Origin of the sequence: Pseudomonas sp. HMSC065H01 (assembly GCF_001815235.1) — a bacterium.
GTDB classification, from domain to species: Bacteria; Pseudomonadota; Gammaproteobacteria; order Pseudomonadales; family Pseudomonadaceae; genus Pseudomonas; species Pseudomonas aeruginosa.
The window spans coordinates 159,963-185,904 of sequence record NZ_KV819937.1 but is presented as its reverse complement, the minus strand read 5'-3'; the positions used below and the strand labels follow the sequence as shown (position 1 = coordinate 185,904).

Here is a 25,942-nt window from a genome sequence, read left to right as displayed (position 1 = left end):
CGCGGAACCGGCTCATGGCTTGTTCGGCGAGGAACGCAGCAGGCTCATTGCCATTATTACCAGCAGAGCGACCCCCAGCAGAAGTACCGCCCACAGGCCGATCTTCTTCCAGTCGCTACCCGGTGCCGGCGCCGCGACCGCCATGGCCACCTCCAGCGGTTCGCCCAGGCTGGCGCTACCCAGGGTGGCGCGCTTGCTCTCGGTATAGCCGGGAATCAGTACGCCGAGCGGCAGCGCCGCCGACTGCGCGCCGGGCTTGCCGAACGCCAGCCGGTACGGCGGGCTGCCGCGCACCAGGAACACCAGTTCGCTGGCCGGCAGGCCGACACTCAGGGACGGGACCTCCGGGCCCAGGCCGGTACCTCGTTGGTCCACCTGCAGACGCAGCTCGCGCACCGCCCAGCCCGGCAGTTCCAGCTCGTTCTGCTGTACGTTGCGGCCGTCGATCGGCAGCCGGTAGAGAACCCCGCGTGCCAGGCTGCTCCAGGCGGTCTCCCGGCGCGGCGAAGCGTTCTCCGTACGATCACGGCCGGACAGTTCCACCGGGACGATGGTGTGGGTCAGCGCCTGCTGCAGGGACACCCGCACCCGCTGCAACGGCAACGCCAGCGGCAACTGCCAGCGGTACTCGCCGTCCCCCGCCTGGCGCCCGGCCAGCGGCTCGGACCAGATCATCGGCGCCGGCTCGGTGCTCCGCGTGCTGCCTTGCAGGCGGGCGCCTTGGAGGTCTGCCGCGGTTGCCCCGGCCGGCCAGGCCAGACGCAGGTAGCGGGCCTGGCGGCCGGGAAGCTTGACCTCGCTGACGTCGATGCGTTCGCCGTTGAAGGTCAAGCGGGCGATCTGTCCGTCACCCCAGGCCTGCCAATGCTCGAGGTCGTCGCTGGCTTCCACGGAGAAGCGCTGGAAGCCCTCCTCCGGGCTGCTCCAGTCCAGCCGCAGGCGCTCCAGGGGAAACGTCACCGCGCTCGCGTCGATCAGCCAGCCGCGCAAAGTCTCGGCAGCCGGCCCGGCGTTTTCCGGCAGCACCTCGACTATGGTGCCGCTGGTGTTGCGCTGCACCCGCAGGTTCGGTTGCGTCGCGTCGGCGGCGGACGTGCCTCGCAACGGGAACAGCCGCACCTCGGCCTCATGCGGCGTGCTGGCCTGGCGCTCGCTGCCGGCCACCAGGGCGTAGGGCAAGGCCTCGCCTTCGGCATCGAAGACCCGCAGGTCGCGCAGGTCGGCATGGGCAGCCGACAACTGCACGCTCATCGGGATGCTCAGGCGATACCAGGGACCTTCGCCCTGCAGCGACAGCGCCACCTGGCGGCTGAAACCTTCGGCAGACTCCTTCGCCGACAGCGGCAGGGACAGGCAGGCGCCCAGCAGGAGCAGGCCGGCGGTTCTGAACGAAAAGGAGCGCGTCATGGCTGCTCGGCCTCCGATGCGACCTCGGCGCGACGCGGAGGCAAGGGTGAGAAGTAGCCGACGACCAGCAACAGGACGCCGACCCCGATGAAGGAGATGATTCGCTCCAGGCTGCCACTGTTGCCCAGCTCGACGAAGAACAGCTTGACCACCACGACGCCGACCAGCGCCGCGCCGACCATCCACAGGTCGCGCCGGCCGAGACGGGTACCGGCGATGGTCAGGCCCAGCGCACAGAGCGTCCAGACCAGCGACAGCCCCGCCTGCACCAGCATCGACGCGGCCAGCGCCTCGGCCTGGAACGGTACGCCGGCCAGGTGGTGCGCGGCGCGGCACACCGCCAGGGTCAGCAGGGCGAACAGCGAGGCGCCGGCCAACGCCTGGCGCCCCAGGCGCGCGCTGGCATTGCCATCGACGAGCGAGGCCAGGCTGGCGTCGCTCCAGCGGTAGAGGGCGAACAGCACGATCAGCAGCCCCAGTTCCAGCGGGTTGGCCAGCGGCAGGTAAGGCAGCGGCTCGGCAGCGCCGTCGCTGAGCAGGTTGGCGCTCCAGAACCAGCCGAGCAGCAACAGCGCCACCGGCGCAGCGGCGAGCAGCCGATACTCCCGCGGGAAGTCGCGCAGCGGCCAGGGCAGGCTCCGCCCGCCAGCCACCAGCAGCAGGTAGGCGCTCGGGACCAACGCCCAGCCCAGCCAACGCCAGGCGTTGTACTGTTCGGCGAGCAGGGCGAACAGGTAGCGCAGCTCCAGCGCCAGCACCCCTAGCAACAGCCAGCAACCGAGCACATGGGCAACGCTCAGGGCCTTCGCCGGCAGCAACGGGGCAAGGCGTCGCAGCGACAGCAGGTGCGTGGCGAACAGCAGCGGCCAGGCCAGCCAGCCGAATTCGCCGAACGGCTGGTAATCGAAACGCCAGGCACTGGCCAGGGCCAACAGCGCCACCGGGACCAGCGCCAGGCACAGCAGGGCCAGTTCGCGCCAGCGCTCGCGCAGCGCCAGCAGCATCCACGACGCCACTGTCGCCGCGGCCACCAGCAGCAACGCATGCTCGCGCAGGCCATAAGGCACGAAGCGGACGGTTTCGCACAGCGCGGTCAGCGCCCACCAGCCGGCTCCCCAGAGCAGCAGCAAGTGCGACAGCTCGGCCAGGCCGAGGGTACCGATACCCAGCGCCCGCTCGCGCTCGCCGGCGCGGCGCAGCCGCCAGGCGCCGACCAGCGCCGCCAGGGCCAGCACTGCCGGCGTCCAGAACCCGGAATGGGCCAGGGGCCGCAGGCCTTCGCCGCTCAGCGAGCCGAACAGCGACGGCCCGGCGAGGAGGAACGCCAGGCCGCCCACTACCTGCAAGGCGAGGCCGAAGTAGAAGCTCAGGCGCTGGCGCAGCACCAGGCTCAGCCAGATGATCAGCAGCCCGCTACCGGCCCATACCGCGCTGGCGCTGCGCCAAGGCAGGACGAACAGCACTGCCAGGTTGACGAACGCCAGACCGGCCAGCAGCACCAGGCTCAAGCCCATGAGCAGCCGACTGTCGTCCTTCACCAGCGGGTCGCGCGCCGCCAGCAGCATGCCGCCGATCAGCGCCAGGCCAATCAGCGAGGCGGTCATCAAGCCACGCCAGCCCGAGTCGAATACCCCACCCTGGCCATCGCCGCCCTGCAAATGCAGGAGGAACAGCGCACCGCCCAGCAGTTGCACGGCGAAGGCGCAGAACAGGAAGGTACGCGAGCCCAGGCGCAAGCCGGCGAACAAGCTCGCCAGGCCGGCCACGGCCCAGGCGATGGCGGTGCCGTCGACGGCCAGGCAGAGCGGTGCGACCAGGTAGAGGAAGGCCAGGCCGGCGGCCGCCAGCAACGGCCGGCAGGCGGGCTCCCAGTCGGCCAGCGCTTTCGCCGGCGCGCGACGCAGCTGCCAGAAGCTGAACAGCGCCGCCGCACCGAGCATCAGCGCGCCCAGCGGCGAACCCTCCAGCAACGTCGTCTCACCCGGGCGCACGCCATTCAGGTAGGCCAACGCCGCACCGCCCTGCAACAGCAGGGCGAAGAGCCGCGCCAGGCGGCGTTGCTGGTGCAGGCCGAGCCAGTAGATGCCGGCGCCCTCGACGGCCCAGGCGGCCGAGGTCCAGCGCGCGTCCAGGCCGAGCGGAATGGCCAAGGTGCCGAAGACCACCCCCAGCGCCAGGCAGATTTCCACCAGCAGGCTGGTGCGTCCGGCCGAAGCATGGCCGCGCAGCACCCGCGCCAGGACCATGTAGAAGAGCCCCAGGGCCAGGGCGCTGAAGGCCATGCCGAAGTCGATGTGGCCGATCACCGCGCATTGCAGGCCGAACCCCACCAGTGGCGGGCCGAACAGCACGGTGGCGTCGATGTAGTCGGCCTGTCGCGCCGACCAGCGCAGCAGTTCGCCGCGCTCGGCAGGCGCCTGCGCGGCCTCCAGCAGCTTGCGGCGGGCGAAGAGCAGGCCGATCCCGACGTACATCAGGAAGAACAGGGCCAGGAACGGCTCGGTGCTGGCGAACAGCTCCGGTGTATAGGAGCGCAGTCCCCAGGCGAAGCCGATGCCGAAGGTGCCGACGAAGCCGACCAGGTTGAGCGGCCGCCAGGCGCGGAACCAGGCGATGGCGAAGATGCCGGCGTTGAGCAGGGCGAAGTAGCTGAACAGCGCTACATGGTTGCCGCTGCCGGTGGAGGTCAGGATCGGCGCGGCGAAGCCGCCGAGCGCCGCCACCACCGCCAGGCCCATGGCGTTCTGCAGCACGGCGAGGATCGCCGAGCAGATCGTCACCACCACCAGCAGGGCCAGCGCCGCGCCGGGAGAGATCAGCGGATGCAGGCGCATGGCGGCGAAGATGGTCAGGTACAGCACCGCGATACCGGTGCCTTGCAGGATCAGGCCATAGGCGGCGCGCCGCTCGCGCAACCACCAGCCGACGCCGAGCAGCGCCATCGCTGCCAGCGCCACCCCGGCGTAGCGGTACTCCACCGGCACCGCCACCCGTTCCGAGGCATAGCGCAGGAGGAAGGCCAGGCCGATGAACAGCAGCACCACGCCGATGCGCAATACCGTGTTGCCGCCGAACAGCCAGCCCTTGGCCGCGGCGAAGCCACGCTCGACCAGCGAGGGTTCGCGTGGAGGCGCTGGAGGGGCGGCACGGCGCGGCGCTGGCTGGGCGTCAGGCTGGAACGCCGGCTGACGCTCGATGGGCTGGACGGGTTCGGGGGGACGAGGCGGAGGCGGCGCAGCCTCGACGGCCGGTAGCTCGATGTCCCAGTCCAGCGGCGGGGCAACCTCGGCGGGAGGAGCGGGAGGCGTGTCTGCGAGCGGCTGGTCGATGCCGGCGGCCGGCTCGGGAACGCTTTCGGGAAGGTCCTGCGCCTGGCGCTCCACGCGCAGCAAGCGCTGGTGGATGACCTCGGTGCCGCGCTCGAAGCGTTCGGCGAATTCGCTCATCTGCTTGCGCAGGCGCTCGTTCTGTTGCGCCAGGTTCTGCAGCGAGACGGCCTGTCCCAGGGCCAGGCCGGAAAGGCCGCCGAGGAGGGCGCCGACCAGCGATTCCCCGGCGAAGCCGCCGAGGATCAGGCCCACCAGCATGAAAATCCATTGCATGCGTCGAATCCTTGATCAAGAGGTACCACGATCCACTGATACCTGCCCTGGCCATCCTGCCAGAGCGGAACCCGCGCCGGGAGTATACAGCCCGCATTCCAGAGATTCGACGCATTCCGACGCCCGCCCCGTGGCGAGCTACCTCTTCCTGGCGATGAACTGGACCACGCAGGCCGCGCCGGTGTGGAAACGGCCCTCGACCACCTCGCGCTCGATTTCCCGCGCCAGCAGCACTTCGCACTCCGGCAGCTCAGCCTCCAGCGCCGCACGGCTCACCAGCATGTCGACGTCCGCCGGGCCGCCGGTGCCGCGGCCGAGTTGTTCCGGCCGATAGGCCTCCAGCAGGAAGAGACCGCCCGGTCGCAGCGAACGCTCCAGCAGGCGGTTGAGTCTGCCGCGCACGCGACTGGGCAGGTGCGCGAAGATCGACACCACCGCGCCGAACGCCGCTGCCGGCGGTTCGTAGTCCGCCAGGTCGACCACCAGGGTGTCGATCGACACGCCTTTCGCCTCGGCCAGCCGGCGCGCCTTGGCCAGGCCGACGGCGGAGCCGTCCACGCCAAGCACCTCCAGCCCCAGCGAAGCGAGGAACACCGCGTTGCGCCCCTCGCCCTCGGCGACGCTCAGCACCGGCCCGGCCAGCCGCTGCGCATGCTCCTTCAGGAAAGCGTTGGGTTCGGTTCCGTAGACATACTCTTCGGCGGCATAGCGTTCGTCTCACATGAGGTTCACCTCGTCTGTATTTCGTCACGGCCCAGGTGCCGAAACGCTAGTCTTCCACTTCAAGTCGACTTGAGGTCAAGGGCATGCGGCAACTGGACATAGGCGAGGTCGCGCGACGATCCGGGGTACCGGCCTCGACCCTGCGCTACTACGAGGAAAAGGGACTGATCGCCTCCAGCGGCCGGCACGGCCTGCGCCGGCTGTTCGATGCAGGCGTGCTGGAGCGGCTGGCGCTGATCGGGCTGGGCCGCGCCGCCGGGTTGTCGCTGGACGAGATTGCCGGCATGGGCGCAGCCGACGGCGCGCTGCGGATCGACCGCGCGGCGCTGGCGGCCAAGGCCGACGAACTGGACCGGACGATCCGCCGCCTCGCCGCCATGCGCGACGGCCTGCGGCATGCCGCGGCCTGTCCGGCGCGCGAGCACATGGACTGCCCGACGTTCCGCCGCTTGCTGCGGGCCGCTGCCGCGGGGGCCATCAAGCCACGCCGGAAAGCGCCCGGCGCATAGCAAAACGGCCGGCAGGCCGGGCACCCCTGCCCTGCCTGCCGGCCGCGAGGCACGCCGTTGCGGCGCGCCGGTACGGCAACGGTTTAGACCTTGCTGCGCTCGTAGCGCTTGCGGTCGTTCTCGTTGAGCATCTTCTTGCGCAGGCGGATCGACTTCGGCGTCACTTCCACCAGCTCGTCGTCGGCGATGAACTCCAGCGCCTGCTCGAGGGTGAAGCGGATCGGCGGAACCAGGGCGATGACTTCGTCCTTGCCGGAAGCGCGCATGTTGTCGAGCTTCTTGCCCTTGGTCGGGTTGATCACCAGGTCGTTGTCACGGCTGTTGATGCCGGCCAACTGGCCTTCGTAGATTTCGTCGCCCGGGCCGAGGAACAGCTTGCCGCGGCTCTGCAGGGTCTCCAGCGAGTAGGTCAGGGCGGTGCCGGTGGCCATGGAGACCAGTACGCCGTTCTGGCGGTTGCTGACTTCGCCGGCCTTGATCGGACCGTAGTGGCTGAAGGTCGAGGTCAGGATGCCGGTGCCCGAGGTCAGGGTCAGGAAGTTGTTGCGGAAGCCGATCAGGCCGCGCGCCGGAATGGTGTACTCCAGGCGCACGCGGCCCTTGCCGTCGGGAATCATGTTGCTCAGGTCGCCCTTGCGCAGGCCCATCTGCTCCATCACCGAGCCCTGGTGCTGCTCCTCGATGTCGATGGTGACGTTCTCGTAGGGCTCCTGCTTCTCGCCGTCCTTCTCGATGATCACCACTTCCGGGCGGCCCACGGCCAGCTCGAAGCCTTCGCGGCGCATGGTCTCGATCAGTACCGACAGGTGCAGTTCGCCACGGCCGGAAACCTTGAACTTCTCCGGGCTGTCGCCCGGCTCGACGCGCAGCGCCACGTTATGCAGCAGTTCCTTCTCCAGGCGCTCCTTGATGTTGCGGCTGGTGACGAACTTGCCTTCGCGGCCGGCGAACGGCGAATCGTTGACCTGGAAGGTCATGCTCACGGTCGGCTGGTCGACGGTCAGCGGCGGCAGCGCCTCGACGTTCTGCGGGTCGCACAGGGTATCGGAGATGAACAGCTCCTCCATGCCGCTGACGCAGACGATGTCGCCGGCTTCCGCCTCGGCCACCTCGACGCGCTGTAGGCCGTGGTGGCCCATGATCTTCAGGATGCGGCCGTTGCGCTTGCTGCCGTCGTCGCTGATGGCCACCACCGGGGTGTTGGACTTGACCTTGCCGCGGGTGATGCGGCCGATACCGATCACGCCGAGGAAGCTGTTGTAGTCCAGCTGCGAGATCTGCATCTGGAACGGACCCTCGGTGTCCACCACCGGAGCCGGGACGTGGTCGATGATCGCCTGGAACAGCGCGTCCATGTTGTCGTCCATCTTCTCGTGGTCGAGACCGGCGATGCCGTTCAGGGCGCTGGCGTAGACGATCGGGAAGTCGAGTTGCTCGTCGGTGGCGCCGAGGTTGTCGAACAGGTCGAAGATCTGGTCGATGACCCAGTCCGGACGCGCGCCCGGGCGGTCGATCTTGTTCACCACCACGATCGGACGCAGGCCGGCCTTGAAGGCCTTCTGGGTCACGAAGCGGGTCTGCGGCATGGGGCCGTCCTGGGCGTCGACCACCAGCAGCACGGAGTCGACCATCGACATCACGCGCTCCACCTCGCCGCCGAAGTCGGCGTGACCGGGGGTGTCGACGATGTTGATGTTGTAGCCGTTCCACTTGATCGCGGTGTTCTTCGCCAGGATGGTGATGCCACGCTCTTTTTCCTGGTCGTTGGAGTCCATCACCCGCTCGCTTTCCGCTTCTTTGCGGTCGAGGGTGCCGGACAGCTTCAGCAGCTTGTCCACCAGGGTGGTCTTGCCATGGTCGACGTGGGCGATGATGGCGATGTTGCGCAGATTTTCGATCACAAGTCTTGTCTCGTTTAACGCCCGAAGCGCGGCTTCGCGGCGGTGGTGGGGTCGGACAGGGCGGCGCCCGACACGACAGGCTTCTTCAATTAAGGGGCGGGCAGCAGGAGGACGCTGCCCCGGTCCGGCCGGCACGCCGAAGGGCGGGCATCGGCCTAGGCGGCGGACGTGTCGGGAGGACGGTGGCGGATGCTGCCGCCGAACAAGCCCGGCTGCTTAAGCCGGACGATAAACACGCACATTGGTGTGCCCCTCGTTGAGCAGGTGATGGGCATGCAGGCGGCTCATCACCCCTTTGTCGCAATACAGGAGGTACTGGCGGTTGGCGTCCAGTTCCTTGAAGCGGCTGTTGATCGCGTAGAACGGCAGCGCCTGGACTTCGACGCCTTCCAGGGCCAGGGGTTCGTCTTCCTGGGCATCAGGATGGCGGATATCGATGACAATCTGACCGGGCAGCACCTCGCCGACCTCTTCCACCTGCAGGTCCTGGCCGAGTTCGTCGATCACCCGGTCGACGGTGCGCTGGGTGGCGCGCTCCAGGGCGCGCTCGAGCACCGCCATGTCGAATTTCGACTCTTCGTGCTCGACGCGGTAGGGCTTGGCCTGGGTGGTCGGGTTCACCGAGATCACCCCGCAGTATTCCGGCATGTGCCGGGCGAACTCGGCGGTGCCGATCTGCCGGGCGGTGTCGATGATGTCCTGCTTGTGGCTGACGATCAGCGGGCGCAGCACCAGGGTGTCGGTAACCCGGTCGATCACCGAGAGGTTCGGCAGGGTCTGGCTGGACACCTGGGAGATCGCCTCGCCGGTCACCAGCGCGTCCAGCTCCAGGCGCTCGGCCACGCGGCTGGCGGCGCGCAGCATCATGCGCTTGAGGGTCACGCCCATATAGCTGTCGTCGACCTTGGTGAGGATCTCGCCGACCACTTCCTCGAACGGCACGCTGACGAACAGCACGCGCTGCGAGCGGCCGTACTTCTCCCACAGGTAGTGGGCGACTTCCATCACCCCCAGTTCGTGGGCGCGCCCGCCGAGGTTGAAGAACACGAAGTGGCTGATCATCCCGCGGCGCATCATCTGGTAGGCCGCCACGGTCGAGTCGAAGCCGCCGGACATCAGCACCAGCACTTGCTCCAGCGCGCCCAGCGGATAGCCGCCCAGGCCCGGATGCTGGCGATGGATGACGAACAGGCGGTCGAGGCGGATTTCCATCCGCACCTCGACTTCCGGCTGCTTCAGGTCGATCCCGGCAGCCCCGCATTCGCGGCGCAGGCCGCTGCCGACGTAACGTTCCACCTCCATCGAGGTGAACGCGTGCTTGCCGGCGCGCTTGCAGCGCACGGCGAAGGTCTTGCCGGCCAACTGGTCGCCGAAATGCGCCTTGCACTTGGCGAGGATGTCGTCGAAATCGCCCAGCGGATACTCGTGGACCTCGAGGAAATGACCGATGCCCGGGGTGCAGGTCAGGCGCTCGATCATCTCGCGCCTGGCCTTGGCGTCGACCACGGCGGTCTCCACCTCCAGGTTGTCCCACTCGCCCTCGACCTTCAGCTCCGGGTCCAGGTCGCGCAGCACCGCGCGGATGTTCTTCGCCAACTGCCGGATGAAGCGCTTGCGCACCGGCCGGCTCTTGATGGTGATTTCCTGGAAGGTCTTGACGATGAGTTTCATGCGAGGGACGCGAACGCGCGGGGCGACGGAAAAAAAGGGGCGGAATTATATCTGAAATTGCTCACGTATTGAGCAGAAATATGCACAGTTATTTTTGCTGCACCAAAATGGAATGATGCACCAACATGGAGCACCATAACGGTGCACCCGAAGGCCGCCCAGCTACCCTGAAGAAGACCTGGCCCCGCCAAACATGGGGCCCTGCCCGATTCCGGGCACTGGCATGCAACTTGCTCACTTGTGAGGCAGGTTGCCCTGGCGGAGTATTCCGGCCGGCATCACCCGATACTGGGGCACAGAAAAAGCTCCCAGCTCTAATCCCTCCTGGAGGACAGCATGTCGTACAAGTCGCACCAACTGATCAAAGACCATGACGTGAAGTGGGTAGACCTGCGCTTCACCGATACCAAGGGCAAGCAGCAACACGTCACCATGCCGGCTCGCGACGCGCTGGACGATGAGTTCTTCGAAGCCGGCAAGATGTTCGACGGCTCCTCCATCGCCGGCTGGAAAGGCATCGAAGCCTCCGACATGATCCTGATGCCGGATGACAGCACCGCCGTCCTCGATCCGTTCACCGAAGAGCCGACCCTGATCCTGGTCTGCGACATCATCGAGCCGAGCACCATGCAAGGCTACGAGCGCGACCCGCGCAACATCGCCAAGCGCGCCGAGGAGTACCTGAAGTCCACCGGCATCGGCGACACCGTGTTCGTCGGCCCGGAGCCGGAGTTCTTCATCTTCGACGAAGTGAAGTTCAAGTCCGACATCTCCGGCTCGATGTTCAAGATCTTCTCCGAGCAGGCTTCCTGGAACACCGACGCCGACATCGAGTCCGGCAACAAGGGCCATCGCCCGGGCGTGAAGGGCGGCTACTTCCCGGTACCGCCGGTCGACCACGACCATGAAATCCGCACCGCCATGTGCAACGCCCTGGAAGAAATGGGCCTGGTGGTCGAAGTCCACCACCACGAAGTGGCAACCGCCGGCCAGAACGAGATCGGCGTGAAGTTCAACACCCTGGTCGCCAAGGCCGACGAAGTGCAGACCCTGAAGTACTGCGTGCACAACGTCGCCGACGCCTACGGCAAGACCGTGACCTTCATGCCGAAGCCGCTGTACGGCGACAACGGTTCGGGCATGCACGTGCACATGTCGATCTCCAAGGACGGCAAGAACACCTTCGCCGGCGAAGGCTATGCCGGCCTGTCCGAGACCGCCCTGTACTTCATCGGCGGCATCATCAAGCACGGCAAGGCCCTGAACGGCTTCACCAACCCCTCGACCAACTCCTACAAGCGCCTGGTCCCGGGCTTCGAAGCTCCGGTGATGCTGGCCTACTCGGCGCGCAACCGTTCCGCCTCGATCCGTATCCCCTACGTATCCAGCCCGAAGGCCCGCCGTATCGAAGCGCGCTTCCCGGACCCGGCAGCCAACCCCTACCTGGCCTTCGCCGCGCTGCTGATGGCCGGCCTGGACGGCATCCAGAACAAGATCCACCCCGGCGATGCCGCCGACAAGAACCTGTACGACCTGCCGCCGGAAGAGGCGAAGGAAATCCCGCAGGTTTGCGGCAGCCTGAAAGAGGCGCTGGAAGAACTCGACAAGGGCCGCGCGTTCCTGACCAAGGGCGGCGTGTTCACCGACGAGTTCATCGATGCCTACATCGAGCTGAAGAGCGAAGAAGAGATCAAGGTGCGCACCTTCGTGCACCCGCTGGAATACGACCTGTACTACAGCGTCTGATCCACCCTTTCCTATAACAACGAGTCACCCTCTTGAGGCCTCCTTCGGGAGGCCTTTTTTATGGGCCGGCCCATGGAGAAACGCAAAGTTCGCCGCGCCGTTCGGTTAGACTTGCCGCGCTCCCCGCCCCAAGGATAAGGACCGTCCATGCGTCACTCTCTCTGGCTCCTGCTTGCCGCCATCCTCAGCCTGCCCGCCCAGGCCGGCACCGAATGCCGCGATATCCACGACCGCGACCTGCGGCGCATGTGCAACGCACTGGAACGCGGCGACAGCGGGGATTGCGGCGACATCGACAGCCGCGACATGCGGCGTTACTGCGGCGCGCTGCTGGCGCCGGGACAGCGCTACGACTGCGACGACATCCGCGACGGCGACACGCGCCGCCAGTGCCGCGCCATCGTCCGCGGCGACCGCAAGCGCTGCGACGACATCGACAGCCGCGACATGCGCCGCCAGTGCCGGGCCGTGGTATCGCGTGCGCCGTGGCAGTGCGACGGCATCGACGACCGCGACATGCGCCGCATCTGCCGGGTCATCCTGTCGCGCTAGATGCCGCCGTCCGCCGGCGTGCCCTGCTCGTCCGGTTCCGCGGATTTCGCCTTGGGCGCCCGGCTCAACTGTACGTTGAGACGCGGCATGGACAGTTCGAGGCCGGCCTGGTCGAGGCGCCGACGCAGGCGCAGGTTGAACGCCCGCTGGACCTCCCACTGCTTGATCGGCGCGGTCTTGAAGCGGAAGCGCAGGATCGCCTGGCCGTTGTCGAAACTCTCCACGCCCTGCAATTCCATCGGCGACCACAGGTTGCGGTAGACCGCCGGGTCGCTGCGCAGCTCCATCGCGACCTCGCGCACCAGCGCCACCGCGTCGTCGATCGGCATGCTCGCCGGCACCGGCCAGCGGAACATCGCGTAGCCGAACTGGCGCGAGTAGTTCTTGATGCTCTTGATCTCGCTGAACGGGATGGTATGCACCACACCGTCCAGGTCGCGCAGGCGCACGGTACGGATAGTCAGGCCCTCGACCGTGCCAAGGTGGCCGCCGACGTCGACGTAGTCGTCGATCGACAGCGAGTCCTCGATGATGATGAACAGGCCGGTGATCAGGTCCGCCACCAGCGACTGCGCACCGAAGCCGATGGCCAGGCCGATCACGCCGGCACCGGCCAGCAGCGGGGTGACGTTCATGCCCATGTTGGCCAGGGCGACGATCAGGGCGATCACCGCGATGGTGGCGAACAGCACGTTGCGGATCAGCGGCAGCATGGTCAGCGCGCGGGTGTTCGGCCGGCTCTTGCCGCCCAGGCCGAGGCTGTGCTGGATCGCGGTATCGGTGAGGATCCAGATCAGCCAGGCGACCAGCAGGGTGGTGCCGAAGCTGACTACCTTCATGCTGATCTGCTCGCCCTCGCCTTCCGCATAGCGAATCAGCGACATGCCCCAGACGCGCAAGGCGACCTCGATGAAGAACAGAACCACGAAGATGTGCAGCAGGGTGTAGCCGAAGCTCTGCAACTGCTCGATGTACGGCGCGCTGCGGCGCGGGCCGGCGCCGACCCGACTGGAACGGCGGCGGATCAGCCCGATCACGGTCATCGCCACCACCGCCAGCACCGCGCAGACCAGCGCCCGGCGCAACGCCGAACTGCTGTCGCCGGCGGAAACGAAGGTGGCGAACAGGGAAATCCCCACCAGCACCAGCACCGGCACGAACCACAGCGAGCCGACCAGTTGCACCAGGTCGTGCAGGCTACGGCGCTTGAGGCGGCGCTCCAGCGGCTGGTTGCGGATCAGGTGGGCGATCGGCCGGCGGAAACGCATCACGAACAAGGCGGTGAACAGCGCGGCGCTGGCGTTGGCCAGGGTACTCAGGCAGATCGAGGTGTGCTCGCCGAGGCCGGCGATCAGCCGCGGATCGTGGGCGACCTCGCCCAGCGCGGCGAGGCTGCCGATCAGCCACAACGGGCGGAACGCCTGGCGCCGCAGGATATCCAGGGCGCGCTGGCGGTGCGGGCCGCTGAGCAGCGAGAGGGAAATCACGCACAGCGCGGAGAACAGCGTGCCGCAGACCAACACATAGGCCATGACCATCGCCAGGGTCTTGCTCAGGGAGTCCGGCAGCACCACCGACAGGTACAGGGTGATGAGGAAGGCCACCAGCCAGGGGCCCAGCTTGCGCAGGGAGAACAGCAGCAGGTCGCGGGTCTTCGGATGCTGCGGCAACTCCGCCGACAGGCCGAAGCGCTCGCGCATGCGCCGGCTGAGCCAGAGCAGCGCGCTGGCCAGGCAGGCCCAGAGGAGGATCACCACCGAAAAATCGAAGACCATCGCCGGCAGGTCGCGCCAGCTTGGAAAGCGCTCCTCGAGTTCGGCACGCGCCAGCTGGAACTGGTTGCCCCATAACGCGACCGGGCTGTTCGCGCCCTGGAACTGCTTCTCCAGGCTGGTCAGGGTATCGCCGATCAGCCCCAGCACCCCACCCTCGCTTTCCTTGCCTTTCTTGGTCACGTCGCGCAGCTGTTTCAGCTTTTTCAGCAGGTCGGCGCGCTGCCTGTCGTTCTCCAGGGTCTGGATGACCTGGTTCAGCGATTGTTCCAACTGCGCATCGCTGACCTTCTCGCCACCGGAAGAACTCCCCGCCAACGGGTTCGGCAGCGCCGCGGCACCCGGCGGCGAGTAGAACAGGGCGGCGCAGAGGCACAGCAGCAGGGCCGCCAGGACGCGGGAGCGAAGGGTGAAGCGGGCGATGATCGGCACGAGAAAGGCAGTCCCCAAGGTGAGAAACCGAAACAGCCGCATCATACAAGCCGGACACCCGCCGTTTCGAACGGGGCCGCCGGCCGGCGGCGCAAGCACAGACACTCTGGCGCAACGAGGGTTCGCCCCGCCAGTGCCGGCTGAGACGAACGCAGCCGCGCGGCGGGGCACAGCGACCGCCAACGTGCCCCAGCGCACACCTTCGAATACCCGCATGCCGCACAATGCACGGCTTGCCAGCGCGCCGATGCGGTGCAACGCTTGGCAGGTTCACCCGGAGACCGTCCATGCGCCTGATCACCAGCTGCCTGCTCCTGGCCGCCGCCCTGCCGGCCATGGCGCAGATCTACCAATACACCGACGCCAACGGCAACAAGGTATTCACCAACCAGCCGCCAGACGGGGTGCAGGCGCAGACCGTCGAACTGCAGCCGACCAATACCGTAGGAATCGACACGCCGGAAAAGTCCTCCGCGGGCAATGCCCCGGCCGCCGATAGCGAGGCCGCCGCCTACGAGATCCTTGCCCTCAGCGACCTCCCCACGGAAGAGGCGCTGCGCGCCAACAACGGCACCTTCAACGTCAGCGTCAGCATCCGCCCGGCCCTGCACAGCGGCCACCAGTTGCAACTGGTGCTGGACGGCAAACCCTACGGCACGCCCAGCAGCGGCACCCGCTTCACCCTGCACGAGATCGACCGCGGCGACCACCGCCTCGCGGTACAGGTACTCAACGGCGAACGGGTGCTGCAATCCAGCCCGCCGGTGACCTTCACCGTGCAGCGCGTGCACCTCGGGAAGAAGCGATGATCCCGCGCATTCTCGGCGCCCTCCTGCTGTGCCTGGCCTGCGCCGCGCAAGCGGGGGTCTACACCTACATCGACGCCGAGGGCAACCGCGTCTACACCGACCAGCCGCCCAGCGGGCGCAAGGCCCAACGCGTCGAACTGGCGCCGGGCAACAGCGTGGCGCCGCCGGGCATACGCTATCGTCCGCCCGCCGCGCCGCTGGAGGTGAAGCCGCCGGCCTACCAGCTACTGCGCATCCTCTTCCCCGAACCGGACGCAACCCTGCGCGCCAACAGCGGCGACGTCATCGTCACCGTCACCAGCGAGCCGGCGCTGCTGCCCGGCCATCGCTATCGCCTGCTGCTCGACGGCAAGCCTGCCGGAGTGCCGGGACGCAGCCCGGTGTTCCCGTTGAAGAACCTCGATCGCGGCACCCACCAGGTCGCAGTGGAAATCATCGATGGCGACGGCATGACCGTCGAAAGCACCCCGAGCCAGCCCTTCCACCTGCATCGAGTGAGCATCGCCGGGCAACCCCTGCCGGAGGTCGATACGCCGCTGGTCAGCGCGATAGAGCCAAGCGAGCGCTAGCCGAACTTCCCCTGCCCACTCCGCCGTGGGCGGGATTTTCCGGTTTATTTCCCGATTCTCCTGGCGAAAACGCCGCCGGCCACGCCAACGCACCAGATTGGTGCGATTACCCGCACCACTTTCTATACTGTCCCCATTTCGGGTCACCGCTCGTCGCCGAAAACCTTCCCGGCGCACCTCTAGCCAGCGCCTCGGCAGAAAAAACGCGCCTTTTCGGCGCCTGGTTTGCTTTTTGCATTTTCCTGCCCAACCTTGGAACAGCTGCCCGCCATGCCGACCGATACCCTGCACCGACTGTTGCTCGACAACCTGACCACCGCGGTGATCCTGCTCAACGGCGAACTGCGCCTGGAGTACATGAACCCGGCGGCGGAGATGCTCCTGGCCGTGAGCGGCCAGCGCAGCCACGGGCAATTCATCAGCGAGCTGTTCACCGAATCGCCGGAAGCCTTGAACTCGCTGCGCCAGGCGGTGGAACAGGCACATCCGTTCACCAAGCGCGAAGCGACCCTGACCTCGATCACCGGCGTCAGCATCACGGTCGACTATGCGGTGACGCCCATCCTCAACCGCAACGAGACGCTGCTGCTGCTCGAGGTCCATCCGCGCGACCGGCTGATGCGGATCACCCGCGAAGAAGCGCAGTTGTCCAAGCAGGAGACCACCAAGCTGCTGGTGCGCGGGCTCGCCCACGAGATCAAGAACCCGCTCGGCGGCATCCGCGGAGCGGCGCAACTGCTGTCTCGCGAGTTGCCGGAAGAGTCGCTGAAGGACTACACCAACGTCATCATCGAAGAAGCCGACCGGTTGCGGAACCTGGTGGACCGCATGCTCGGCTCGAACAAACTGCCGAACCTGGCGCCGACCAACATCCATGAAGTGCTGGAGCGGGTCAGCAGCCTGGTGGAAGCGGAGAGCCAGGGCAGCATCACCCTGGTCCGCGACTACGACCCGAGCATCCCCGACCTGCTGCTCGACCGCGAGCAAATGATCCAGGCCGTGCTCAACATGGTACGCAACGCCATGCAGGCGATCGCCGGGCAGAACGACCTGCGCCTCGGTCGCATCACCCTGCGCAGCCGTACCCTGCGCCAGTTCACCATCGGCCACACGCGTCACCGCCTGGTGTGCAAGGTGGAGATCATCGACAACGGCCCGGGCATTCCGGCCGAGCTCCAGGAAACCATCTTCTACCCCATGGTCAGCGGCCGTCCGGACGGTACCGGACTCGGCCTGGCCATCGCCCAGAACATCATCAGCCAGCACCAGGGGCTGATTGAATGCGAGAGCCACCCCGGCCATACCGTGTTCAGTCTGTTCCTGCCCCTGGAACAAGGAGTGCATTGACCATGAGCCGATCAGAGACCGTCTGGATCGTCGACGACGACCGCTCCATCCGCTGGGTACTGGAAAAGGCCCTGCAACAGGAAGGCATGACCACGGTGAGCTTCGACAGCGCCGACAGCGTCATCGGCCGCCTCGGCCGGCAGCAGCCGGACGTGATCATCTCCGATATCCGCATGCCCGGCGCCAGCGGCCTCGACCTGCTGGCGCAGATCCGCGAACTGCATCCGCGCCTGCCGGTGATCATCATGACCGCGCATTCCGACCTCGACAGCGCGGTGGCCTCCTACCAGGGCGGCGCCTTCGAATACCTGCCCAAGCCGTTCGACGTCGACGAGGCGGTCTCCCTGGTCAAGCGCGCCAACCAGCACGCCCAGGAGCAGCAGGGCCTGGAGCTGCCGGCGAACCAGGCGCGCACGCCGGAGATCATCGGCGAGGCGCCGGCGATGCAGGAGGTATTCCGCGCCATCGGCCGCCTCAGCCATTCCAACATCACCGTGCTGATCAACGGCGAATCGGGTACCGGCAAGGAGCTGGTCGCCCATGCCCTGCATCGCCACAGCCCGCGCGCAGCCTCGCCATTCATCGCGCTGAACATGGCGGCGATCCCCAAGGACCTGATGGAATCCGAGCTGTTCGGCCATGAGAAGGGCGCCTTCACCGGGGCCGCCGCCCAGCGCCGCGGACGCTTCGAGCAGGCCGATGGCGGCACCCTGTTCCTCGACGAGATCGGCGACATGCCGGCCGACACCCAGACCCGCCTGCTGCGCGTCCTGGCCGACGGCGAGTTCTACCGGGTCGGCGGGCACACGCCGGTGAAGGTCGACGTGCGGATCATCGCCGCCACCCACCAGAACCTGGAAAGCCTGGTGCGCGACGGCAAGTTCCGCGAGGACCTGTTCCATCGCCTGAACGTGATCCGCATCCACATCCCGCGGCTGGCCGACCGCCGCGAGGACATCCCGGCGCTGGCCCGGCACTTCCTCAGCCGCGCCGCCCAGGAGCTGGCGGTGGAACCCAAGCTGCTGAAGGCGGAAACCGAGGAGTACCTGAAGAACCTCGGCTGGCCGGGCAACGTCCGCCAACTGGAGAACACCTGTCGCTGGATCACCGTGATGGCCTCCGGCCGCGAGGTGCACATCGACGACCTGCCGCCGGAGCTGCTGACCCAGCCGCAGGACAGCGCGCCGGCGGCGAACTGGGAACAGGCCCTTCGCCAGTGGGCCGACCAGGCGCTGGGCCGCGGCCAGTCGAACCTGCTGGACAGCGCCGTGCCGGCCTTCGAACGGATCATGATAGAAACCGCCCTCAAGCACACCGCCGGCCGCCGCCGCGATGCCGCCGTGCTGCTCGGCTGGGGCCGCAATACCCTGACCCGCAAGATCAAGGAGCTGGGGATGAACGTCGATGGAGCCGACGACGAAGGCGACGACTGAAGCGCCACTGCTCCCATGAGCGACCCAACGGGGCCTTCGGGCCCCGTTTTTCATGGTCCGTCGCGCGCCCGTGCCAAGCGAGACGCCGCCCCAGCCTCGGCAGGGCGCCCGCCCGGAACCACCGGTCAAATCGTAGCGTAGGGCGAATAACCGCATCGCGGTTATCCGCCGATTGTGCAGGGCCGCGGCGGATAACGCCTATGGCGTTATTCGCCCTACCGTCCGCGGCACAGCCCCAGCCTCGGCAGGGCGCCCGCCCGGCACCACCGGTCAAACCATGGCGTAGGGCGAATAACCGCATCGCGGTTATCCGCCGGTTGTGCAGGGCAGCGGCCCTTGCCCGGATTTTGGGCAGCGTGCACCAGCAGGCGACAAATCGGCATCAATCGCTGGCGGAAAAGCCCGCTCCGTCATTTTTTCGCAATCGACTTCCCACAAACCCCTGGGATGCCGCCAAGCCCTTGATCCACGGGCTTCCAGAGGCATTCATCACCAGCTCGCCCACAGACTTATCCACAATCCTTCAGGAAAGCGAGCGCGCCGCCAGCGCGCTCATGAGAATTGGCACAGCCCCTGCATTGGAGCAGATAACGAAGATTTCGGGGGCCTCGGTACAGGCAGGCTGGGGAATCCCCTCTTTTACACCCGGCGGCAGACGCAGCATCCGCGCGCAACCACCACACCCGTTTCGGGGACCTCGGTACAGGCAGGCTGAGAACTCCCCTCTTTTATGCCCGGCGGTAGCGCAGCGATCCGCGCCTCCGCCCTCCCGTTTGGGGACCTCGGTACAGGCAGGCTGAGAATTCCCCCTTTTATTCCCGGCCGTCGCGCTCCTGCAGTTCGACGACCAGGCGCCAGCCCTCGCCATCCTCCGACCACTGCCAGCGCCCCTGCAAGGGGCGGGTCGAGACCAGGCTCAACAGCAGCGCCTTTCCCTCCTCGCGGACGCGCCAGCGCAACGGCTGGCCCAGCCATCGCCCGTCTCCATGCTGCGCCGCGCCCCGGGCGACGATGCGCAACGTCAGGGCACCCTCCACCCGTGCCGCCGTAACCGCAGCCTGGCGATCGAAGCGCAGGACCAGGCCCTGCTCGCTCTCCCCGACCGCCAGCAGTTGCGGCGCAGACGTCGGCAGCGAAGCGGGACCGAACAACCTGCCGAGCATCAGCCCGAACAACAACCCGGCAAGCACCAGCGCACCCCAGACTTTCCAGCGCTGGCGCCGCAGATCGTCGATGGCGGAGGTAGAATGCCGCCCGTTATCTGCTCCGGAGCCCTGCATGTTCCACGTCATCCTGTTTCAACCGGAGATACCTCCGAATACCGGCAACATTATCAGGCTCTGCGCCAACGCCGGATGCAGTCTGCACCTGATCGAGCCGCTCGGTTTCGAACTGGACGACAAGCGCTTGCGCCGTGCCGGCCTCGACTACCACGAATACGCCAGCGTACGCCGCTACCCGGATCTGCAGAGCTGCCTCGAGGCCCTCGGCCAGCCACGCCTGTTCGCCTTCACCACCAAGGGGTCGCGGGCCTTCCACGAAGTGGCCTACCAGCGCGACGATGCCTTCCTCTTCGGCCCGGAAAGCCGCGGACTGCCGGAGGACGTGCGCAACGCCCTGCCAACCGATCGGCGCCTGCGCCTGCCGATGCGCGAAGGCTGCCGTAGCCTGAACCTGTCCAACACGGTGGCGGTGACCGTCTACGAAGCCTGGCGCCAGCTCGGCTTCGCCATGGACTGAGCCGGCCGACAGGCATGAAAAAGCCCGCGCAAGGCGGGCTTCTTCGCAAGCGCTGGGCTTACTGGACCGACGGCGTCGGGATCTCGCCGGAGGCCTGCATGCGGGCGATTTCCTGGGCGTAGAGGGCGTCGAAGTTCACCGGCGACAGCATCAGCGCCGGGAACGAACCGCGTACCACCAGGTTGTCCAGGGCTTCGCGAGCGTACGGGAAGAGGATGTTCGGGCAGAACGCGCCGAGGGTATGGCTCATGCTCGACGGATCGAGGTTCTTGATCAGGAAGATGCCGGCCTGCTGCACTTCGGCGATGAAGGCAGTGGTGTCCTCGCCGTTCTTCACGGTCACCGATACGGTCAGGACCACTTCGTAGAAGTCGCCGTCCAGCTGCTTCTGGCGAGTGTTCAGGTCCAGGCTGATGGACGGGTTCCATTCCTGGCGGAAGATTTCCGGTGACTTCGGCGACTCGAACGACAGGTCGCGCAGGTAGATGCGCTGCAGGGAGAACTGGGGTTGCTGCTCGTCGGCAGCGCCGTTGGTAGCTTGCTCGGTCATTTTCGGGCCTTCCCTTGGGTCAATTCATGAATGGTTTCAGGCAGACAGCAGCGCGTCCAGCTTGCCGGCGCGCTCCAGTGCATGAAGGTCGTCGCAGCCGCCGACATGGTTCTCGCCGATCCAGATCTGCGGCACGGTGGTCGATCGCGCCTTGCGTGCCAGCTCGGCGCGCAGTTCGGGCTTGCCGTCGCAGGCGATCTCCTGGAAGTCCACGCCCTTGCGTTGCAGCAACTGCTTGGCGCGGATGCAGTACGGACACCAGGCGGTGGTGTAGATCACGACGGGCGGCATGTCACTTCACCAGCGGCAGGTTGTCGCCGCGCCAGCTGCCGATCCCGCCGGACAGCTTGGCGGCGTTGAAGCCGGCCTTCTTCAGGACGCCGCCCCAGGTACCGGAGTGCTGGCCCATGGCGTCGACCAGGATGATGGTCTTGCCCTTGTACTTTTCCAGCTCGGTCATGCGGCTGTTCAGCTTGTCGGCCGGGATGTTCAGCGCGTCGACGATGTGCCCGCTGGCGAACTCCTTGGCCGGACGGATATCCAGGACCACCGCCTGGTCGGCATTGACCAGCGCGGTCAGCTCGCGGGTCGACAGGCTCTTGCCGCCCTTGCGCAGCTCGTGCAGCAACAGCAGGACCAGCAGGACCAGCAGCGCCGCGACCAGCAGGTAGTGGTTGGTGGCGAACTCGATCAGACGGGAAACGAATTGCATGGTGACGGATATCCAGGGCGTAAAAATGCCGGCCAGTATACAGACCGCGCCGGCCAGGGGGGAACCCGCCGGGCGGCGCCCCGCTCGGCTCCAGGAAATGGCGTCGCGGGAAACTTCACGGTTAGAATGCCGGTCCTTTTCTGTGAAGCTGGCCAGTTCCGGCCCGGGCACGGTTCGGGCGGGACAGAGGGAGCGAGGATAGCGGCATTCGGTTGCGGATCGGCGTCATCGGTTTAATCAATCAGCCTCTTCCTACGTCTTGAACGACAATGTTCCCACTAAATTTGGTCAGTTTCTGAACCCCGCGGAAATAGAGCCGGACATATGACTGCCACGCCCAAACCCCTGGTCCTGATCATCCTGGACGGCTTCGGCCACAGCGAAAGCCCTGACTACAACGCCATCTACGCCGCGAAGAAGCCGGTCTGGGATCGCCTCCTGGCAACCCAGCCGCACGGCCTGATCTCAGGCTCCGGCATGGACGTCGGCCTGCCCGACGGCCAGATGGGCAATTCCGAGGTCGGCCACATGAACCTCGGCGCAGGCCGCGTGGTGTACCAGGACTTCACCCGCGTCACCAAGGCCATCCGCGACGGCGAATTCTTCGAAAACCCGGTGATCGCCGCGGCGGTCGACAAGGCCGTCGCCGCCGACAAGGCGGTGCACATCCTCGGCCTGCTCTCCCCGGGCGGCGTACACAGCCATGAAGACCACCTGGTGGCAATGGCGCAGATGGCCGCCAGGCGCGGCGCCGGCAAGATCTACCTGCATGCCTTCCTGGATGGCCGCGATACCCCGCCGAAAAGCGCGCAGCCGTCGCTGGAGCGTCTCGACGCCACCTTCGCCGGGCTCGGCAAGGGCCGCATCGCCTCGATCATCGGCCGCTATTTCGCGATGGACCGCGACAACCGCTGGGACCGCGTCCAGGCCGCCTATGAACTGATCGTCGACGGCAAGGCCGAGTTCACCGCCGACTCCTCGGTGGCAGCCCTCGAGGCCGCCTACGCCCGCGGCGAGAGCGACGAATTCGTCAAGGCCACCGCGGTGGTCCCGGCCGGCGCCGAAGCGGTGCGGGTCGAGGATGGCGACGCGGTGATCTTCATGAACTTCCGCGCCGACCGCGCCCGCGAGCTGAGCCGCGCCTTCGTCGAGCCGGCATTCAATGAGTTCCCCCGCGAACGAGCCCCGCAACTGGCAGGTTTCGTCATGCTGACCCAGTACGCGGCGAGCATCCCGGCGCCCTGTGCCTTCCCGCCGGAGCCGCTGACCAACGTCCTCGGCGAATACCTGGCCAAGCATGGCAAGACCCAGCTGCGCATCGCCGAGACCGAGAAGTACGCCCATGTGACCTTCTTCTTCTCCGGCGGCCGCGAGGAACCCTACGAGGGCGAGGAGCGCATCCTGATCCCCTCGCCGAAGGTCGCCACCTACGACCTGCAACCCGAGATGAGCGCGCCGGAAGTCACCGACCGTATCGTCGAGGCCATCGAGCAACAGCGCTACGACGTGATCGTGGTCAACTACGCCAACGGCGACATGGTCGGCCACACCGGCGTGTTCGAGGCCGCGGTCAAGGCCGTGGAGTGCCTGGACACCTGCATGGGCCGTATCGTCGAGGCGCTGGACAAGGTCGGCGGCGAAGCCCTGATCACCGCCGACCACGGCAATGTCGAGCAGATGGAAGACGAGTCCACCGGCCAGGCGCACACCGCGCACACCTGCGAACCGGTGCCCTTCGTCTACGTCGGCAAGCGCAAGCTGAGCATCCGCGAAGGCGGCGTGCTGGCCGACGTGGCGCCGACCATGCTGACCCTCATGGGGCTGGAGCAGCCGGCGGAAATGACCGGTCGCAGCATCGTCACCCTCGGCTGATCCGCGAACGACGAACTCCCGCGCAGGGCGGATAACCGCGTCGCGGTTATCCGCCGCTTCTGCAGGCCATCGACGGATAACGCCTGCGACGTTATCCGCCGTAGCGGGCCGGGCGCCGCGCCCTGTTTCCTCGACGCCACCTTCCCCGCTTTAACGCTGCCGATCGGCCGACAGGCCTGGCCACGCGGCGTCGAGACGTGTGCCGCGGTTTTCATTTTCCGCGTCTTCCCCCTGCCTCCCGCTACGTCGCCGAGGCCCGTGCTAGCCTTGCCCGCGCTGTCTTTTCCATCTGCCCTACAAGGATTTCCGCCGATGTGGTTCCTCCTCGCCACCTCGCTCCTCGCCCTGTCCTTCCAGCGCCTGCTGGCCCTCGTCTTGCTGCTCGCGACCTGCTGCCTCGCCTTCTACGACGGGGTTCTCGCTCCGCCTGCGGTCGCCGCCCTGGCTGCACTGGGCGTCCTCGCCCTGTTGCGCCGGCGCCTGGCGGCACGCCGCGCCTGGGCCCTGGGCCTGGAGCTGCTGCTGGTCGCCGGCGCGGTGGGCCTGTTCCTGCACCTGCTACCCGGCTTCGCCAACCCCAGGATCCTGGACAAGGCGGTGGTCGGCCCGCAGAGCCTGCCGTTCACCATGTACTTCAACTTCGACAAGGCACTGGTGCCGTTCCTGCTACTGGCCTGCCTGCCGAGCCTGTTCCGCGACGAAGCCCGCGCTCCCGGCCGCCCCTGGTACTGGCTGCTGCTCGTGGCGGCGGTGCCGGCGCTGCTTCTGCTGGCTGTCGGCGTCGGCCTGCTGCGGCCGGAACTCCACGCGCCGGCCTGGCTCTGGCAGTTCGTCCTGGCCAACCTGTTCTTCGTTTCCCTTGCCGAGGAAGCGCTGTTCCGCGGCTACCTGCAGCAACGCCTGGGCCAATGGCTGGGCCCCTGGCCCGCCCTGGCGCTGGCCTCGGCGCTGTTCGGCCTGGCGCACTTCGCCGGCGGCCCGCTGCTGATGCTGTTCGCCGGCCTCGCCGGGCTGATCTACGGGTTGGCCTGGCTGTGGAGCGGCCGCCTGTGGGTGGCGACGCTGTTCCACTTCGGGCTGAACCTGACGCATCTGCTGCTGTTCACCTACCCGCTCTACAGACCCGCCTGATGCCCGTGGCCTTCGTAGTCGACGACATCCGCCGCTGCCATCCGGCTGAAATACGTGGAAGCGCCCCACAGCGCGCGGTGCGGGGCGTTTTTTTTAACGGCGGCCACGGGCATACTAGGCCGGTCCAATTCCCAGGTGCCCGCCACCCCATGCTCCGCCTCCTTCCTCTCCTGCTATCCCTCGCCTGTCTCGCTCCGGCCTTCGCCGACGAGCGCGCCGACACCCAACGCCAGCTGGAACAGACGCAGAAGGACATCGGCGAGCTGAAGAAGCTGCTGGACGGCATCCAGCAGGAAAAGAGCGGCGTGCAGAAGCAGCTGAAGTCCACCGAGACCGAGATGGGCGACCTGGAAAAACAGATCAAGGCCCTGCAGGACGAGCTGGACAAGAGCGAAGCCGAGCTGAAACGGCTGGATGGGGAGAAAAAAAAACTCCAGGACGCGCGCATTGAGCAGCAGCGCCTCCTCGCCATCCAGGCCCGCGCGGCCTACCAGAGTGGACGCGAGGAATACCTGAAGCTGCTGCTGAACCAGGAACACCCGGAAAAATTCAGCCGCACCCTCACCTACTACGACTACATCAACAAAGCCCGTCTCGAACAGCTCGCCAGCTTCAACGAAACCCTCCGCCAGCTGGCCAACGTCGAGCAGGACATCTCTGCGCAGAAAGCCGAACAACTGAGCAAGCAAGGCGAGCTGGACAGCCGCCGCGAGGCGCTGGCAGCGACCCGCAAGGAGCGCCAGCAAGCCCTGGCCAAGCTGAACAGCGACTACCGCGAACGCGACCAGAAGCTCAAGTCCCGCCAACAGGACCAGGCCGAGCTGGCCAAGGTACTGCGGACCATCGAGGAAACCCTGGCCCGCCAGGCCCGCGAAGCCGCCGCCGCGGCGGAGCGCGAGCGCCAGCGCGCGCTGGCCGCCGAACGCGAGCGTGCGCGCCAGCAGCAGGCCGCCCCCGGACGAGTCACCAGCCCACCGCGCGAACCTGCGCCGGGCCCGCTGGTCTCAAGCACTGGCGCGGTCTACGGCGGCGCGTTCGGCTCGGCCCGCGGCAAGCTGCCGTGGCCGGTGAATGGCCGCGTCGTGGCGCGCTTCGGCAGCCAGCGCGGCGACGATCCGCGGGCGAAATGGGACGGCGTACTGATTTCGGCGAGCGCCGGCAGCACCGTCCGCGCGGTGCACGGCGGACGCGTGGTATTCGCCGACTGGTTGCGCGGAGCCGGCCTGTTGGTCATCCTCGACCACGGTGGCGGCTACCTCAGCCTTTATGGCCATAATCAAAGCCTGCTGAAAGACGCCGGCGACACCGTGAAGGCCGGAGACCCGATCGCCACCGTTGGAACCAGCGGCGGCCAGAGTAGCCCGGCCGTGTACTTCGCCATTCGCCATCAGGGCCGCCCGGCGGACCCTACTACCTGGTGCCGCGCACAGGGATAGGCGCCGAACTCGTGATTAGGAGCTGAAC

General features: G+C 67.1%; 21 protein-coding genes. 11 read left to right on the top strand and 10 right to left on the bottom strand.

Features of this window, described 5'->3' with window-relative positions:
* Positions 1-12: 12 nt before the first annotated feature.
* From HMPREF3014_RS30420 to HMPREF3014_RS30410, 3 genes are all read right to left on the bottom strand, one after another.
* Positions 13-1,407: a DUF3999 domain-containing protein gene (locus HMPREF3014_RS30420; RefSeq protein WP_034067871.1), complete on the bottom strand. Its 1,395-nt coding sequence runs from the start codon at positions 1,405-1,407 to the stop codon at positions 13-15.
* Entirely contained in the window at positions 1,404-5,009 is a 3,606-nt protein-coding gene (locus HMPREF3014_RS30415; protein ID WP_023087886.1) for a DUF2339 domain-containing protein, read from the bottom strand. The genes HMPREF3014_RS30420 and HMPREF3014_RS30415 overlap by 4 nt, the downstream gene beginning before the upstream one ends.
* A gap of 138 nt (positions 5,010-5,147) precedes the next feature.
* A complete protein-coding gene (locus HMPREF3014_RS30410; protein ID WP_079869073.1) occupies positions 5,148-5,672 on the bottom strand; it encodes an SAM-dependent methyltransferase in 525 nt (174 codons plus the stop codon).
* Between the two features lie 143 nt (positions 5,673-5,815).
* On the opposite strand from HMPREF3014_RS30410, the gene HMPREF3014_RS30405 reads away from it, so the two are divergent.
* The gene (locus HMPREF3014_RS30405) at positions 5,816-6,241 is read left to right on the top strand and encodes a helix-turn-helix domain-containing protein (RefSeq protein WP_003114472.1); all 426 of its coding nucleotides are present in this window, start codon (positions 5,816-5,818) and stop codon (positions 6,239-6,241) included.
* Positions 6,242-6,324: 83 nt separating this feature from the next.
* Here HMPREF3014_RS30405 and typA read toward each other — a convergent pair whose 3' ends face one another.
* Positions 6,325-8,142 (bottom strand): translational GTPase TypA, encoded by a 1,818-nt coding sequence (typA, locus tag HMPREF3014_RS30400; protein WP_003096009.1) that lies wholly within the window; start codon positions 8,140-8,142, stop codon positions 6,325-6,327.
* Between the two features lie 216 nt (positions 8,143-8,358).
* Positions 8,359-9,813, bottom strand: coding sequence for a tRNA uracil 4-sulfurtransferase ThiI (gene thiI / locus HMPREF3014_RS30395; protein WP_003096011.1), 1,455 nt, complete (start codon positions 9,811-9,813; stop codon positions 8,359-8,361).
* A gap of 336 nt (positions 9,814-10,149) precedes the next feature.
* Between thiI and glnA the strand changes: the two genes are divergently transcribed.
* Together glnA and HMPREF3014_RS30385 are read left to right on the top strand one after the other, a co-directional pair.
* Complete coding sequence (gene glnA / locus HMPREF3014_RS30390) at positions 10,150-11,559, top strand: glutamate--ammonia ligase (protein ID WP_003096016.1); 1,410 nt, start codon at positions 10,150-10,152, stop codon at positions 11,557-11,559.
* A gap of 147 nt (positions 11,560-11,706) precedes the next feature.
* Positions 11,707-12,111 (top strand): hypothetical protein, encoded by a 405-nt coding sequence (locus HMPREF3014_RS30385; protein WP_003114473.1) that lies wholly within the window; start codon positions 11,707-11,709, stop codon positions 12,109-12,111.
* On the opposite strand, the gene HMPREF3014_RS30380 is transcribed toward HMPREF3014_RS30385, so the two are convergent.
* Positions 12,108-14,315 (bottom strand): mechanosensitive ion channel family protein, encoded by a 2,208-nt coding sequence (locus HMPREF3014_RS30380; protein WP_003111156.1) that lies wholly within the window; start codon positions 14,313-14,315, stop codon positions 12,108-12,110. The two genes, HMPREF3014_RS30385 and HMPREF3014_RS30380, sit on opposite strands and share 4 nt — an antisense overlap.
* Before the next feature lie 287 nt (positions 14,316-14,602).
* On the opposite strand from HMPREF3014_RS30380, the gene HMPREF3014_RS30375 reads away from it, so the two are divergent.
* The 4 genes from HMPREF3014_RS30375 to ntrC all read left to right on the top strand — a co-directional run bounded on the left by HMPREF3014_RS30375 (position 14,603) and on the right by ntrC (position 18,473).
* Entirely contained in the window at positions 14,603-15,124 is a 522-nt protein-coding gene (locus tag HMPREF3014_RS30375) for a DUF4124 domain-containing protein (protein ID WP_023087888.1), read from the top strand.
* Positions 15,121-15,693, top strand: a complete 573-nt coding sequence (locus HMPREF3014_RS30370) for a DUF4124 domain-containing protein (protein WP_003114474.1) — start codon at positions 15,121-15,123, stop codon at positions 15,691-15,693. Before HMPREF3014_RS30375 ends, HMPREF3014_RS30370 begins: the two co-directional genes overlap by 4 nt.
* 270 nt (positions 15,694-15,963) lie before the next feature.
* The gene (gene ntrB, locus HMPREF3014_RS30365) at positions 15,964-17,040 is read left to right on the top strand and encodes a two-component system sensor histidine kinase NtrB (protein ID WP_003096033.1); all 1,077 of its coding nucleotides are present in this window, start codon (positions 15,964-15,966) and stop codon (positions 17,038-17,040) included.
* A 2-nt stretch (positions 17,041-17,042) separates the two neighbouring features.
* Entirely contained in the window at positions 17,043-18,473 is a 1,431-nt protein-coding gene (gene ntrC / locus HMPREF3014_RS30360; protein ID WP_003104661.1) for a two-component system response regulator NtrC, read from the top strand.
* A gap of 812 nt (positions 18,474-19,285) precedes the next feature.
* On the opposite strand, the gene HMPREF3014_RS30355 is transcribed toward ntrC, so the two are convergent.
* Complete coding sequence (locus HMPREF3014_RS30355; RefSeq protein ID WP_004347488.1) at positions 19,286-19,753, bottom strand: hypothetical protein; 468 nt, start codon at positions 19,751-19,753, stop codon at positions 19,286-19,288.
* On the opposite strand from HMPREF3014_RS30355, the gene trmL reads away from it, so the two are divergent.
* A complete protein-coding gene (gene trmL / locus HMPREF3014_RS30350) occupies positions 19,752-20,213 on the top strand; it encodes a tRNA (uridine(34)/cytosine(34)/5-carboxymethylaminomethyluridine(34)-2'-O)-methyltransferase TrmL (protein WP_003104666.1) in 462 nt (153 codons plus the stop codon). The two genes, HMPREF3014_RS30355 and trmL, sit on opposite strands and share 2 nt — an antisense overlap.
* Before the next feature lie 58 nt (positions 20,214-20,271).
* Here the strand turns inward: trmL and secB are convergent, their stop codons facing one another.
* From secB to HMPREF3014_RS30335, 3 genes are read right to left on the bottom strand one after another with little or no spacing between them, the layout of a single operon-like run.
* Positions 20,272-20,763: a protein-export chaperone SecB gene (secB, locus tag HMPREF3014_RS30345; RefSeq protein WP_003096050.1), complete on the bottom strand. Its 492-nt coding sequence runs from the start codon at positions 20,761-20,763 to the stop codon at positions 20,272-20,274.
* A 36-nt stretch (positions 20,764-20,799) separates the two neighbouring features.
* Positions 20,800-21,054: a glutaredoxin 3 gene (gene grxC / locus HMPREF3014_RS30340; RefSeq protein ID WP_023087890.1), complete on the bottom strand. Its 255-nt coding sequence runs from the start codon at positions 21,052-21,054 to the stop codon at positions 20,800-20,802.
* A 1-nt stretch (position 21,055) separates the two neighbouring features.
* On the bottom strand, positions 21,056-21,475 hold the full coding sequence (locus HMPREF3014_RS30335) for a rhodanese-like domain-containing protein (protein WP_003096058.1): 420 nt from the start codon (positions 21,473-21,475) through the stop codon (positions 21,056-21,058).
* 324 nt (positions 21,476-21,799) lie between these two features.
* Here HMPREF3014_RS30335 and gpmM point away from each other — a divergent pair, with 324 nt between their 5' ends.
* The 3 genes from gpmM (at position 21,800) to HMPREF3014_RS30320 (ending at position 25,914) form a co-directional block, all read left to right on the top strand.
* Positions 21,800-23,347, top strand: a complete 1,548-nt coding sequence (gene gpmM / locus HMPREF3014_RS30330) for a 2,3-bisphosphoglycerate-independent phosphoglycerate mutase (protein WP_010793679.1) — start codon at positions 21,800-21,802, stop codon at positions 23,345-23,347.
* 312 nt (positions 23,348-23,659) lie between these two features.
* Positions 23,660-24,478, top strand: a complete 819-nt coding sequence (locus HMPREF3014_RS30325; RefSeq protein WP_009314444.1) for a CPBP family intramembrane glutamic endopeptidase — start codon at positions 23,660-23,662, stop codon at positions 24,476-24,478.
* A 149-nt stretch (positions 24,479-24,627) separates the two neighbouring features.
* Complete coding sequence (locus HMPREF3014_RS30320) at positions 24,628-25,914, top strand: murein hydrolase activator EnvC family protein (RefSeq protein WP_003123645.1); 1,287 nt, start codon at positions 24,628-24,630, stop codon at positions 25,912-25,914.
* The last annotated feature ends 28 nt before the right edge of the window (positions 25,915-25,942 follow it).

Coding starts and splice junctions, on each gene's coding strand:
- HMPREF3014_RS30420 (WP_034067871.1), bottom strand. CDS start 1,407: ATGACGCGCTCCTTTTCGTTCAGAACCGCCGGCCTGCTCCTGCTGGGC.
- HMPREF3014_RS30415 (WP_023087886.1), bottom strand. CDS start 5,009: ATGCAATGGATTTTCATGCTGGTGGGCCTGATCCTCGGCGGCTTCGCC.
- HMPREF3014_RS30405 (WP_003114472.1), top strand. CDS start 5,816: ATGCGGCAACTGGACATAGGCGAGGTCGCGCGACGATCCGGGGTACCG.
- thiI (WP_003096011.1), bottom strand. CDS start 9,813: ATGAAACTCATCGTCAAGACCTTCCAGGAAATCACCATCAAGAGCCGG.
- glnA (WP_003096016.1), top strand. CDS start 10,150: ATGTCGTACAAGTCGCACCAACTGATCAAAGACCATGACGTGAAGTGG.
- HMPREF3014_RS30385 (WP_003114473.1), top strand. CDS start 11,707: ATGCGTCACTCTCTCTGGCTCCTGCTTGCCGCCATCCTCAGCCTGCCC.
- HMPREF3014_RS30375 (WP_023087888.1), top strand. CDS start 14,603: ATGCGCCTGATCACCAGCTGCCTGCTCCTGGCCGCCGCCCTGCCGGCC.
- HMPREF3014_RS30370 (WP_003114474.1), top strand. CDS start 15,121: ATGATCCCGCGCATTCTCGGCGCCCTCCTGCTGTGCCTGGCCTGCGCC.
- ntrB (WP_003096033.1), top strand. CDS start 15,964: ATGCCGACCGATACCCTGCACCGACTGTTGCTCGACAACCTGACCACC.
- ntrC (WP_003104661.1), top strand. CDS start 17,043: ATGAGCCGATCAGAGACCGTCTGGATCGTCGACGACGACCGCTCCATC.
- trmL (WP_003104666.1), top strand. CDS start 19,752: ATGTTCCACGTCATCCTGTTTCAACCGGAGATACCTCCGAATACCGGC.
- HMPREF3014_RS30355 (WP_004347488.1), bottom strand. CDS start 19,753: ATGCAGGGCTCCGGAGCAGATAACGGGCGGCATTCTACCTCCGCCATC.
- secB (WP_003096050.1), bottom strand. CDS start 20,763: ATGACCGAGCAAGCTACCAACGGCGCTGCCGACGAGCAGCAACCCCAG.
- grxC (WP_023087890.1), bottom strand. CDS start 21,054: ATGCCGCCCGTCGTGATCTACACCACCGCCTGGTGTCCGTACTGCATC.
- HMPREF3014_RS30335 (WP_003096058.1), bottom strand. CDS start 21,475: ATGCAATTCGTTTCCCGTCTGATCGAGTTCGCCACCAACCACTACCTG.
- gpmM (WP_010793679.1), top strand. CDS start 21,800: ATGACTGCCACGCCCAAACCCCTGGTCCTGATCATCCTGGACGGCTTC.
- HMPREF3014_RS30325 (WP_009314444.1), top strand. CDS start 23,660: ATGTGGTTCCTCCTCGCCACCTCGCTCCTCGCCCTGTCCTTCCAGCGC.
- HMPREF3014_RS30320 (WP_003123645.1), top strand. CDS start 24,628: ATGCTCCGCCTCCTTCCTCTCCTGCTATCCCTCGCCTGTCTCGCTCCG.